This window comes from Nocardia carnea (assembly GCF_029869215.1).
Lineage (GTDB): Bacteria > Actinomycetota > Actinomycetes > Mycobacteriales > Mycobacteriaceae > Nocardia > Nocardia carnea_B.
The window spans coordinates 26,868-39,139 of sequence record NZ_JARWPM010000198.1; the positions used below are offsets into that span (position 1 = coordinate 26,868).

General features: G+C 65.4%; 11 protein-coding genes. 7 read left to right on the forward strand and 4 right to left on the reverse strand.

Annotated features, from left to right (window positions below; genetic code table 11):
- Position 1: 1 nt before the first annotated feature.
- A complete protein-coding gene (locus QH276_RS13165) occupies positions 2-499 on the reverse strand; it encodes a hypothetical protein (RefSeq protein ID WP_280397850.1) in 498 nt (165 codons plus the stop codon).
- A gap of 226 nt (positions 500-725) precedes the next feature.
- Entirely contained in the window at positions 726-1,958 is a 1,233-nt protein-coding gene (locus tag QH276_RS13170) for a sodium/glutamate symporter (protein ID WP_280397851.1), read from the reverse strand.
- A 92-nt stretch (positions 1,959-2,050) separates the two neighbouring features.
- On the opposite strand from QH276_RS13170, the gene QH276_RS13175 reads away from it, so the two are divergent.
- From QH276_RS13175 to QH276_RS13185, 3 genes are all read left to right on the forward strand, one after another.
- Positions 2,051-2,308, forward strand: coding sequence for a hypothetical protein (locus QH276_RS13175; RefSeq protein WP_280397852.1), 258 nt, complete (start codon positions 2,051-2,053; stop codon positions 2,306-2,308).
- Positions 2,309-3,231: 923 nt separating this feature from the next.
- Entirely contained in the window at positions 3,232-4,242 is a 1,011-nt protein-coding gene (locus tag QH276_RS13180; protein ID WP_280406746.1) for a hypothetical protein, read from the forward strand.
- A 703-nt stretch (positions 4,243-4,945) separates the two neighbouring features.
- Positions 4,946-5,734, forward strand: coding sequence for a hypothetical protein (locus tag QH276_RS13185; RefSeq protein WP_280397854.1), 789 nt, complete (start codon positions 4,946-4,948; stop codon positions 5,732-5,734).
- Here the strand turns inward: QH276_RS13185 and QH276_RS13190 are convergent.
- Positions 5,731-6,204: a DUF488 domain-containing protein gene (locus QH276_RS13190; protein ID WP_280397855.1), complete on the reverse strand. Its 474-nt coding sequence runs from the start codon at positions 6,202-6,204 to the stop codon at positions 5,731-5,733. The genes QH276_RS13185 and QH276_RS13190 overlap by 4 nt on opposite strands.
- Before the next feature lie 562 nt (positions 6,205-6,766).
- Between QH276_RS13190 and QH276_RS13195 the strand changes: the two genes are divergently transcribed.
- From QH276_RS13195 to QH276_RS13210, 4 genes are all read left to right on the forward strand, one after another.
- Entirely contained in the window at positions 6,767-7,102 is a 336-nt protein-coding gene (locus QH276_RS13195) for a helix-turn-helix domain-containing protein (RefSeq protein WP_197986988.1), read from the forward strand.
- Between the two features lie 401 nt (positions 7,103-7,503).
- The gene (locus QH276_RS13200; RefSeq protein ID WP_043736662.1) at positions 7,504-8,979 is read left to right on the forward strand and encodes a hypothetical protein; all 1,476 of its coding nucleotides are present in this window, start codon (positions 7,504-7,506) and stop codon (positions 8,977-8,979) included.
- Between the two features lie 126 nt (positions 8,980-9,105).
- Positions 9,106-10,608, forward strand: a complete 1,503-nt coding sequence (sbcD, locus tag QH276_RS13205; RefSeq protein ID WP_113975353.1) for an exonuclease subunit SbcD — start codon at positions 9,106-9,108, stop codon at positions 10,606-10,608.
- A 55-nt stretch (positions 10,609-10,663) separates the two neighbouring features.
- On the forward strand, positions 10,664-11,275 hold the full coding sequence (locus QH276_RS13210; RefSeq protein WP_051047265.1) for an AAA family ATPase: 612 nt from the start codon (positions 10,664-10,666) through the stop codon (positions 11,273-11,275).
- Between the two features lie 12 nt (positions 11,276-11,287).
- On the opposite strand, the gene QH276_RS13215 is transcribed toward QH276_RS13210, so the two are convergent.
- On the reverse strand, positions 11,288-12,232 hold the full coding sequence (locus QH276_RS13215) for a dihydrodipicolinate synthase family protein (protein ID WP_082393294.1): 945 nt from the start codon (positions 12,230-12,232) through the stop codon (positions 11,288-11,290).
- Positions 12,233-12,272 lie beyond the last annotated feature (40 nt).

Sequence of the window (12,272 nt, forward strand, 5' to 3'; positions counted from 1 at the left end):
ATCAGCGGGTCCTGCGGAACCTGTCGTACAGGTTCCGCAGGATCATGATCGGAAAAAGAACGGCACACACGATCGGTACTCCCCCGACGATCAGCAGAAAAGCTCCCATGAACACGCCGACGAACAACGCAGAACCCCATCCGGCACCGGCATAGGCCTGATCCTGGTCCGCTCCATCGATCCAGTTGGACGGGTCGGCCCGTACCAGCCGGGCCGGGAACACACGACCTGCCTCGCAGGAACCGTCCACGTGGGTTCGGATATCGCGAAGCGGCAGGGATTCGCCCGTGGGCGTGAAATCACCAAAGCAGTAGACGGTTCGGTGCCCGCCGCCCCGACCGCCCCCTTCGTATACCCGCTGGGCACGGGCGACCGTGATGGTGCCCCGCTCACCGGCCCAGTCGAGACCCGCGGCCACCACCACAGCATTCCGGATCGGTATGTCTTTGATGAGATGCCCGAAAAACCAAGCAAAGGGCAGGCATATCACCCACATCACGAGCAGGGCACCGGCGTCGCTCCGCCCGGGGTAGGACTTTCGCCGGTACACGAAACCTATTGTCGGTCATCGAAAAAATCCCTGTCACGGCTAGGCATCCGATTGCGTTCGGTCTCACGAGGACTGGAAATCCGATTGCACCGACTATCTCTCCCCTCCTCTGCCCCGGAAACCGCCCGCCCCGGCGCGAATCCCGCGCCGGGGCAGGTCAGGTCCCGTCCATCGATCAGGGTGCGACAGGTGCCGGTTCCGCGGCAGCAGCGGCGACGGGGCGCCGACCGAAGTACAACAGTCCGGCGGCAAGGGCGCCGACGAACAGGGCGAGCATGCCGGCGAGCAGCCAGCCGACACCGAAGTTGGCGATGATGGGAATCGCGCCGGCCGTGACGAGACCGCCGCCGAAGAACGGTTCCATGATCAGCTGTTTGTACCCGAATGCCTGGTATGCCGGGGTTTTCAGATCAGGGTCGACAACCCGCAGCAGGATCAGCCCGGTGGAGGTCACACCCATGGCCTGACCGACATCGGCGATTCCCCGCTCGAACCAGAAATCCGGCAACATCCGACGCGCCAGGAAAATGAAGGCACCGGCCGTCCACACCAGCCCGGTCACGGCCAACAGGATGAACGGCCCCATATTCGCCGCGATCGCCGTCAGCGACAAGGTGCCCAAGGCAGCGATCACCAGCACATCGAGGCTGAAACCCTGCAAGCGCTCGATCATCTGCACATCCACGATCTCTTCGCGATCGAATGCCTGGATCAAGCCTTGCACGATGATGCCGCCGATCATGGCAATCGGGAACAGCGGCACGTGCGCGAAGAGTTCGAAACTGTCGGCCCACAGCTTCGATTCCACCCACTGCAGCCCGGTCAGCATCAGCCACCCGATCAGAACTGCCACCGCCAGCAACCCGAAGTGCAGGGTCAGCGGCTCGATCGACGAGGGATTCACCGTCAATGTGCCCGCGGAACGACGCCGCTCCTTCTCCACCAGTCCCGCACGCTCGGCCACCGAAGGCTGCGCGTCCGCGCGCAGTTCGGTGGTTTTGCCGGTGCGCACACCCCAGTTGATCAACGCGATCCCGCAGATGATGCCGGACAGAACGCCCACCGTGGCCAGCCCCAGTGCCAGGTCTTGCCCCTCGGGGAAGCCGAATTCCTCGAACGTGCCGGCCATACCCGCGGCGGTGCCGTGTCCGCCTTCGAACCCGATCTCGATCAGCGTGCCGGCCATCGCCGGCAGCCCGAACACCGGCCCGAGCACCAGAATCGCCAGCAGCAGCCCGAACACGTATTGACCGCTGGCCACCGTCATGCCGAACGTGATCTGCGGCCCGGCCACCCGGAACGCCTCGCGCGGCGACGGCAGCTTGTGCCCCATCAACAGACCGGCGAACACCAGCGAGATCAACAGGCCCGGGAGGGTCTTCCACACTTCGATGATCTCCGGGGTCATCAGCCCCGATTCGGCGAACCGGTCGGTGCCGAACAGTCCGGAGATCCGGCCGAATACATCCGGCCCGATCAGCAGGGCCCAGTGCCCCGCCGATGATCGAACTGGGAATGAACAACTTCTGCGCCAATCGCCACTTGACCCTGATGATTTTGGCGATCAACATCATCACGCCCAGCAACAACAGTGCGAAGCCAATTGCGTTGGGAGACATACCCACCTACTTCCGTCGTCGCGACACCGACCACATCCCCCCGCAGAACCTGCCGCTGGGTGTGATGAGCGGAGTAAACGTACCGTTAGTTGACGGTACAATAAAGATTGGTCCGTCGCTTGTGAACCGCTCCCCCTGATGGAGATACCTGTCGAGGCGGCGATAGATGAGCCGTTCCGCGAACAATGGACACCAATACAGCCGAGGCCGGCAGTCGATCACTGCCAGCCCGAGTCGGCGAGCACACGGTGCCGCACTACTGCGGCCACTGCAGCGTTCGGGGGCGGGTTTTTCGGGGTTGCGCCCGGCTGCCCGGTGAGGCAGGCTCGGCGCTGGTGTGCCGGGAAGTCTGGTCGGCACCGGTCCGGCGTGGATCGGGTATGGTCTGACGATCGGGTGAATTCTGCGAAAATCAGCCCTGGCACGCACCGCGTTTCGCGAGCCCACTGCGCTACAGGCGTTCACCCCAGGTCCAGGCCTACTGGCCAGCGGCACATGAACACCGCGATGGCTCGCACCGCCTTGGCGGCCACCACCGCGTACGTGACGGCACTGCCGCTCCGGGCACGAATCCCCGTGTTGCGGCGACTGGTAACCCACAAGCGGTTTCCGCCGTTCCGCGCTTGGCATGCGCGGCCCCCCCCCGCCCCGCGCGGGGGTGTTTAACCCCCGGGGGGGGGCCCGGGGCGAACCGGGGGCCCGGCGGGGGCCGGGCCCCCGGGGCGGGCCGGGCGCCGAAACTGGCGGCCTCGGTGACCGCGCCCACCGCCGAGGTGGCATCGTCGAGGACGAGGATCCGCGGCCGGGCCAGCAGCGCCCGGGCCACCAACCCCCGTGTGGGGGCGACTGTAAACCCACACGCGGTTCCCGCCGTCCCGCGCTTGGCTTGCGCGGCCGCACCCGGCCGCGCGCGTGTCTGTTCACGCAGCGGGGTGGCCTCGTCAGCTACCGGCTGCCGCTGCGGATCCGGGCACCGCGACGCTGGTGGTGCACACGGGATACAGTTCCTATCCGCCGCGGGCGCAACGCGTCGATCTGCGGGTATCCCGGCCAAACGTCCCGGTGGTCTACGTCGATGGGTACCCCGCTTCGTGGGGATGGGGCATCACCCGGATCACGATCACGGCCGGAGAGCACCTCGTCGCAGTGGCCGGCAGCCACTCGCGCTGCTATCGCCGCCTCCACCTCGTAGAAGACGAGACGGTCACCTTGTACTACTCGAGCGTCCTCGGCTCCGGAGCGCACCGGTTCCGGGAGCCGGACGCGGACGTGCACGAGGGCGTGTGGCTCGGCACCGTCCCGCCGGCGAAATTCACTGCCGCGGACCGTCGGGTCACCGCGGTGGTGCGGGCGGTCCTGGCCTGCGTCGCAGCGCTGGCCCTGCTGGGTATCACCGCGGAACTACTGGACTCCCCGCTCGAGGACCTGGTCTCGACCGGTGCGCTATTCACCTACGGTGCGATCGGATCGGGCGTCTGCGGTGGCCTGATACTCGTCGCCGGTGCGGTTGCCGATGCGCTCCGGTCACCCGCTCCACAACCGCCGGTCGACCCTCCGGACCCATCGACCCCGCCGGATGTGCGCGTCATCGACTACGACGAGTCCGCGACTCCCCGTCCCGCACCGGGATGGTCCGCGCTCTGCTTGCACCTCCGCTACGAATTGACCGCCCACACCCCCGAAGAACTGGCCACCGCAGCCGGACGCGAAGGACGGCGACTGAACCCCCTGCAGCGTTGGCGCGTCATCCGCATCGGCGAAGCCGAGGTACCCGGCGGACGTCCCTGGATACCGCCGCCGGACGTCGCCATCGACGGCGTTGCCATCCCCGCCGGCTGGACACGGATGTGGATACAACTCGCCCCCGGCACCCATCACATCTCGATCGCACTCGACGCACCCCGGCCCGAAACCGGGCCGACGACAAAAATCGACCTTACCGACGCCCGGCAACAGCACACCGTCGTTCTGCGTACCGGCGAAACCCACCACCTCGCCGGCCTGGCGACCATCCACGCCCTACCCAGACCCGAGCATCGAGAAATGGCGAAATACCATGCCCGGCTCAGCTGAAACTCCCGAGGCGCTGGGCGAGCGCGATGAAACCGGTGACGTCGGTGATGATGGTGAGTGCTGAAGTCCGCGAGCTCGCTGGTCCGCAGCCGGCTCACCGCGAGCCGCGGACCCGTGCGCCCGGGCGGCCATGGCGCCGAGAACCTCCATATAGGCGGCAGGACACCGCCCCCAAGGACCCGTCGGTGGTGGTGAACTCGAAGCTGAAGAACGAGCAGCAACTCGACTCCCAGGCCGCCGGATCCAGGACAACCGGTTCGGCGTCGCCAGTGAGCGGGGTTCCAGCCGCTGACGAAGAACCGGGCGAACTCGGCGGTTCGGATCGACTGCTTCGCGGTGAGCAGCGTGCGGACATCCCGCACCCCGTTCGTCGGGCACTGGAGGTTGTCATTTTCGACGGTAAGCCTGTACTGCGGTACAGGATGCAATCCCGCATACCGTCGTCAGACGGTCTGTGTTACTACGGGTAGTCCGGCGAGGCTCCATTCGAGCAGGCCTGCACGGCCGGAGTGACCTCTGCGAGGCGGTGGGGCGGGGCTGCCGACAGAAACCCCAGCTGGGGAGAGCGCGTTCGGGCGCGGTTTCGACCGTTCCGAGCCGAGTTCCCAGTTACGCTGGCTTAATGGGGGATAGCGAATTATCCAGCGCCACAGACGCGACGGAGCTCAGGCAACCGCGCGCAGGGGACGAGACCGTAAAGGTCATGATCACCGTCAAGACCTACCCGAACCCGAGCGACACATACGGCGAGACCGTCTGCGTGGCGGGAGTCAGGCTCGACCGGGAGCGCCCCGAGTGGATCCGTCTGTACCCGGTGAAGTTCCGCAACGAAGACTTCGACAAACAGTTCAAGAAGTACGAAATCCTGCTTCTCAACGGCACGTACAGACAGCCCAATGACAACCGCCCCGAGTCGTTCCGCCCTCGCCAAGAAGAGCTGGAACACATAGAGCTGCTGGACACAAGCAGCAATTGGCAGCGGCGCCGGATGAATCTCGACGGTCTCATCGGCGCCGCTACCATGTGCGGGCTCCTCGCACAAAACCCGATCGGGGGCATGGGCACCCCGTCACCGTCGCTCGGACTCATCAAACCGACCGACGTCGAGGTCAGCGTCGTCCCCGGAGAACCCTGGTCCGCAGCGGAACAAGCGAAGATCGACAAGTCGTCGGCGCCGGACCTGTTCGGCACCTCACTCAGGCCACTGGAACCCGCACCATTCGCTGTCCGATACAAGTACCGCTGCGAATCGTCGAAGTGCCGCGGCCACAACCAGAAAGTGCTCGACTGGGAGGCAGGACAGGCCAGCCGACGCTGGCTGAAGTCCTACGGTGCCCTCCGAGCGCAGAAGATGCTCCTCGGGAAGTGGCGCGACACCATGCTCGCACCTGACCGCGATGTTCACTTCTACGTCGGCAACCAGAACCAGCACCGCCGATCCTTCTCCGTACTCGGCGTCTGGTACCCAAAAACCGAACTCGCCTTGTTCTAGACGTGCACCACCGCAGCCTTGGGCCGGGCTTCAAGCAGCCGATGCACCACCATGTCACGATGGCACTCGGCATGATCGTGCTCGAAACACAGCAGCGCCACCACACCACCGTCGAGAAGCTCGCACACGTGCGCAAGAGCATCGGCCGCTGCGGCACTATCGAGTACGTCGTGATACCGGGCGCGAGATTCCGGCTCACCGGCACGGAAACCATCCCGATTGTTCTTCGGATTGCCGAGCGCACGGTGGTGGACGTAACCGATGCCCACCACATCAAGAGCCTCGGCGAGCTTCGTCTTCGACAGCCCAGGTTTGCGGCTCAGCGGAGTCAGGCGTACATCGACGAGCACCTGGACGTCTTGCTCGACGAGCTGGGCGACGAGATCGTCGATGGTTTTCCCTTCGTAGCCGATGCTGACAAGGGTTCCTTCGGCGGCGTCGCCATCGGCGGCAGTGTCAGGGGCTCCCATAAGTTCCTATGGTGCACCAACCACTGCGATGTAGCGCGATGGACCCACAGGTGCACGCACGAATCACGACCACAGCTCAGTCCGAGTCCGACCAGCCGTGTGCGCTGAGTCTCGCGGTGACGGCAGAGATGCCCGAGCAGACACATTCGACGCGCGCAGCGATATTTCGGACTTGCCTCGTCCCGCCCCATCTCTGGCTGGCCGTCCAAGCCCGGCACGAAGGCGCGCTACAGACACTGGCAGACCTACCCGACCTGCCACAATGACTCCCGGTCCCGGACATACACCCGGATCAGGTCACACAGTTTCACAGGCAGGACAACGACAGAACCATCGTCAATACCATTTCAGTACCAAAACGGGGGGTAAACGGGGGGTTGGTCAAAATAAAACAGGTCAGGCCAGGTACTAAACCCGGCCTGACCTGGGGTTTTAAGTGGACCTTGGGGGACCTTACTACAACCCTAAAAGCGCAGGTAGAAGCCCTGAAACGCAGGCGGAAGCCCTGGAAAACCTGATCCAGAAGCTACCCGACCCCACAACATCGGCCCCACCGCCTGTGGTGAGAATCAGACCCCGGCGGGCACGGCAACTCGACGCCGATGAAGTCGCGGAGCTGATCACCGGCTACCAGGCCGGAGCAACCGTGTATGAACTGGCTGCCCGATTCGGTATCGAACGGCGCACAGTCAGCAATATCCTCCACCGACACGAGGTACCGATGCGCCGCCGCGGGCTGTCCCCCGACCAGGTCGACACCGCCATCCATCTCTACAAGCTCGGCTGGTCACTCGCCCGGGTCGGCAACCATCTCGACGTCAACCACACCACCGTCCTGACGGCACTTCGTCGGCGCGGAATACCCACGCGGGATCCTCATGGGAGAGCGCGAGTGTAATCGGTGGCTACGCTATCGCCTCGTAAGGAGAGGTGTTCCGAGACTGCGGCCCGGATGACCGGTCGGTGGCGGATCGTGGCGATGAGCCCCTGGGGTAGAGATGCCATCGGCCGATGGAGCCGGGCTTTATCGAATGAGACGCGGACGGCCCGGCCAGCTCCGATTCATCGCCGTCCGCGGCTGGTTCGACGGCCGCCGGGCCCCGCCGGAGCACGGCGACCGCCGACGAGAAACCAGAACAGGCGGCTGGCCGAACCACCACCAGGCCGACCCGCTACACCGGGCGCTGTCATCGAAACAGATGTAGCGCCGGACTGCCGTGGCGGGAGAGACTTTCGGCGTGACCGGCACTGAGGGGCTGGTACTGCCCCACGACGCGCCGGAGCATCGCTTCATGAGGTATGTCCGTGCACCACATGGCGAGCATCGGCCGTTGTATCCACTCGTCCCGGCGACGCGGCCCGCTGCGAGTCGGCCTGGATCTGTCGACCCTGGGGGCCGAGCCGCCCGATATCGCCGACTTCGTATCGGTGCTGCGACGGCGCCCGGAAATCGAGCCCGCGTTCCTCGTATTCGGCGAGCAACACGACGATCTGACCGAACCGTGGAGGCAGCGCCTCGATTGCGCGATCGTGCATGTCGTGGACTATCACAGCTTCGGCGAACTGGAAAAGATCGCCGACGCGTCGCAGGTCTGGGTGACCACCTACACCGCAGGCGAGCAGACCTTCGGCGGCTGGTGCCCGTTCTTCGGCGTCTACGCCAACCTCGACGCCCTACAGTCGGCAGAATCCGACCTCACCGAGGAAGACCGCTACCGCGCCGCAGCGCTGGCGGCCGTGGCCCTCAAACTCGGGCTAGACGTTGTGGTGACCGAGGCGCCGACCGCGGGCCGACCCGAAGTCGCCGACAACGATATCGCCGCCATGATCACCCCTCCCGACCTGCTACCGATATTCGGTCACTATCTGCGCATGACGGGAAACCTGAGCCTGCGGTACAACCGAACGGGCGTCATCGTCTACGACGATCTGCGCGCCGGATCGGTCAGCGGGGTCTACCACATCGGGATCGAGAGCCACATCCCGCATCTTCGCCACCTGATGGTGGCCGCCCTGATGGGCAGGCACACCGATGTCGTCTCCGACCTCGGCTCGATCTCGGCACGGGCCCAGCGCGCGCTGCGCGCGCTCGACGAGTTGCTGGCCGCACTGTCGACCCACAACGGGCCGCACACACCTACCGCCGATACCACCGAGCGGGTCAGCGAGGCATTCGACCGCGAACTGCTCTACCTGACCGCAGTATTCGACACATTCGGCCGACTGTTCAGACGGCTGCACGACGGCCGGGGACCGAAGAGGAACGAACCCAAGAGCCTGCACTCTCTGCCCCTAATCACCAGCCACATCGTCGAGAAATACGCCGCCGGTGAGATCGTGGACCGGATCGTCGAATACAGAACCTACGCCTACATCACCTCGACACTGCGCAACTACATCCATGAGGCCGTACTGCCGACTGGGCCGGTACCGAGCCGTGGATACGGCAGCGCTACCACCATCGCCGTAAACCTCGACCTGCTCGACGACGTGAAACTCACCCAGCAACAGGTCGCCAAACTCGGCGTCTGGAAGGCCAGCACCACGGTCCTGTCGGCCGAACCGACGACCGTCGGCGACTTGGCCACCTTCGCGGTCACCTTGATGACCACGGCGCTCGCCTACGTCGACACAGTGATCGAATTGATCCTGTTCCACCACCCCACCGACCCCACCGCAGACGCCCACCCACTCCTCGGATGCGCGCCAAAAGACCTCCATATACCCGAGCCACGCCCGGACGAATTGCTCATCCGCAGCTACTTCGGCTGGTAATCGGAGCAGCGAAACGGCCGGCGCCTGCCGCACGAAGGCCCACCGCTGGAACTCCTTGCGGGTACCCCTGGGCACTGTGACCCCGGTCCGCGAGAGTTGTCAGTGGCGCGGAATATCCTGTCGCGCATGCGGATCCTGCACACGTCCGACTGGCATATCGGGTTCCGGATGCGTGGCATGCCCTTGCTGGCCGCTCAGCGGGTCATACTCGTCGGGGAGATCCCAGCACTCGTAGAGGAGTGGGAAGTCGATCTCGTGGTCGTCGCTGGCGATATATACGACAGAACCGATCCATCTGAGGCCGAGGTTGCTGTGTGTCAGGACGCGTTCGCCGCGATCCGAGCTGCTGGCGCGCAGCTGCTGATAATAGCAGGTAACCATGACTCACCGATCCGTCTGGGAGCCGGAGCAGTGTTCTCTGCCGCAGGCGGGTTGCACTTGGTGACCAGCGTGGCCGGCATCGGCAGGCCGGTGTTGTTCGACGACGAGCACGGGTCTGTCGCGGTGTACGGGGTTCCATGTCTGCAGTTCACTGGATCCGCGCTCGGTTGTGGTGCGGGCCGGTCGCACGCCGATCGCTGGCTTACCGCGATGACGCGAGTGCGTGCGGACCTGGCGGGCCGTCCGGAAGCGCGTTCGGTGGTGGTCGGTCATGTTCCAGTGGCCGACCCCACCGAACGCGGTCCGGAACGGTTGCGGGTCGGTAGCCGTCACACGGTCCCGGTCGAGGTGTTCGCCGGAATCGACTATGTCGCGCTCGGTGACCTACACTGGCCGCACGCGGTCTCCCGCGCGGTCCGCTACTCGGGCTCGCCTCTGCCCTATGTCTACGACTTCGGCCCGCGGCCCATCGATTTCGACCCGCCGAAATCGGTCTGCATGATCGACCTCGGCGCAGACGGGCTGACCTCGACCACCGAAGTCCCTCTACTCATGCCGTCTGGACTGGTCCGGGTCGAAGGCACCCTCACCGAGCTCACGGCCGCCACGCGGTCGCTGGACTACGTGCACGCAACGCTGACAGACGCCTTTCGGCCATCCGGGGCATGGAAGCAGCTACGCAGGCGGTTCCCGTTCCTGGTTCGCGCGGAATGGGTCGATCCCGTCACCGCGAGCGTGACTCCACTTCATCCTGATGAAGCCGAACCACACGCGTCCCTCGCCACAAGCATGCCTGTGACCGGCGAGCTTTGGCGCGGGTTCTACGGCGAAATGGACCAGCCGTGCCTACGCTGCGGCGCGCACCCTGGACGCCCCTGCTTCCAGATTCGCAGCGCCATCGGCGCCTCGACCATCAACACCTTCCATCGCGAACGCGGACTCGACGCCGCCGAACTGGCTCGGCTCGGCTATCAACCCTACGAGGTCGACGACCACGGCACCCACCGCCAGCTGTGGCGCACCGAAAGCCAGTGGCCAGTACACCGGGACGGCTGCCACACCCTACCGCCGACGCCGGCCGAACGGCCCGGCCTTGCCGAAGGTCGCCCGAACCGTCTTGGGATCTGCGCCGCACCGGGGTGCGCGGCACCACTGAAACAGCGCCGCGGTGGCAGACCAGCACTGTACTGCTCCGGCAAATGCCGTGTTCGCGCCCACCGCGCACGCACACCGGTTCCCGCAACGTGACCAGCACGCGGCTTGAATTCGCCAGCGCAAGCAAGTGTGATGGAGTCCATCGGTGATGAAAGAACAGCAGTCGACGTCCCTGGCCGCCCTGGTCTGCGAGCAGCTCGACCAGGCGGCGGCACCGATCCGGAGCACTGGTGCGATGGTGATTTGCGGATTCCCCGCATCAGGCAAGTCCTCGGCCGCGCGGTGGCTCGCCGCGGGGATGGGCGCGGTCGTGTTGGACAAGGACACACTCGCACCGGCGTTGGAGGAGTCGGTAATGACGCGGCTGACCGGCGATCCGTTCGATCGCGATTCCGACACCTACCGCGAGGTCGTTGCGCCGGGCATCTACGACAGCCTCATCCGTACCGGCCTGACCGTGGCCACCCACCACCCGGTGGTGCTGGACGCACCGTTCCTGTCGACCATGCGTGCGGCAGGCGCCGCAGGACTTCCGTTGGGAGTTTTCATGCGACAGCACACCGAAGCTGAGGCGGACCTGCCGGTCGTGACCGTGTGGATAGACTCGCCCACCGAACAGGTTCGACAGCGGATGATCGCACGGGGTTCTGCCCGCGACGCACCCAAGTTGGCGGACTGGACTGGGTATCGGTCCGGTGTTCTCGATTCCGGAGTTCGGGAACTGGCCCGCACAGTGTGCGATCTCGTGATCGAAAACTGAACCGGATTCTGATCAGTACGCCGGGTTGTCACGGTGGAGTAGCGGAAGTATCGATCTCATGACCGTGTGGATCTCTCGCGCATGTTCGGGTGATGCTGAGGTCAGCGGTGGCCGGACTAGGGTCGGGAACCCGGGCAGCCGGGTCGACACCGCGGCTTTGGCGAAGGCGACATCGCTGATGGGTAGTCGTTTACGGGCGTCGGTGTAGCGGTCGAATTCGTGTTGCCGGGCCTGGGCACGCTCGATGTCACCGGCCGCCACCGCCGCTGCGACCGCTACCGGCAGCTCCGCGACCGGCCCTCCGGCGCCGGTGACCACCCCGGCCGCCCCGATCTCCGCGATCCGGGCCCCGATCCGGTCGTCACCGAGATACACCCGGAAGTCGGGGCCGATCTGCTGATACTCGTAGGTCAATGAGCGGTCCTTCCCGGAGTCTTTGATCCCGGTCAGCTGCGGAAACTCTCCGGCCAGCTGCGCGGCGAGCCGCGGTGGGATTGGTGCCTGGGTGTGGCGTGGGAAGTTGTACAGCAGTGTCGGGCGCAGGCAGTGCGGCAACACTGCGCGGAAGTAGGCCCCGATCCCGGTTTCGGCAGCCTCGGCGAAGAAGAACGGGTTCATCACCGCCAGCGCATCGGCGAAGTCGCTGGCGTGGCGCGCCAATTCCACGGCATCACCGACCGCGCATGCACCCACGTGCACGACCAGGACACCGCTCCACCTGCTTCGGCAGTGCTCGGCGACCTGGATCCGCTCGCGCACCGTCAGACTGGCGAATTCCCCGGTGGTTCCGTTGACCAGGACCGTCTCGACACCCGCAGCCCCAATCAGATCCAGATAGTCGCTCAACGCCGAAAGATCCAGGTGACCGCCACGTTGGTACGGCGTTACCGTAGCGACAATCGGACAGGAGAAGGATTCGGTCACGGCCCCCAGCCTCCCACGCTCTCCGCAGCGCATCGTGCGGACGAGAGGCTCGGCGAACGCCTCGGGACGTACG

Bases quoted from the DNA above. Each gene is read 5' to 3' on its own strand.
- QH276_RS13185 (WP_280397854.1), top strand. From the start codon at position 4,946: ATGATCACCGTCAAGACCTACCCGAACCCGAGCGACACATACGGCGAG.
- QH276_RS13170 (WP_280397851.1), bottom strand. From the start codon at position 1,958: ATGACCCCGGAGATCATCGAAGTGTGGAAGACCCTCCCGGGCCTGTTG.
- QH276_RS13200 (WP_043736662.1), top strand. From the start codon at position 7,504: ATGTCCGTGCACCACATGGCGAGCATCGGCCGTTGTATCCACTCGTCC.
- QH276_RS13210 (WP_051047265.1), top strand. From the start codon at position 10,664: ATGAAAGAACAGCAGTCGACGTCCCTGGCCGCCCTGGTCTGCGAGCAG.
- QH276_RS13175 (WP_280397852.1), top strand. From the start codon at position 2,051: ATGATCGAACTGGGAATGAACAACTTCTGCGCCAATCGCCACTTGACC.
- QH276_RS13215 (WP_082393294.1), bottom strand. From the start codon at position 12,232: ATGCGCTGCGGAGAGCGTGGGAGGCTGGGGGCCGTGACCGAATCCTTC.
- QH276_RS13190 (WP_280397855.1), bottom strand. From the start codon at position 6,204: ATGGGAGCCCCTGACACTGCCGCCGATGGCGACGCCGCCGAAGGAACC.
- sbcD (WP_113975353.1), top strand. From the start codon at position 9,106: ATGCGGATCCTGCACACGTCCGACTGGCATATCGGGTTCCGGATGCGT.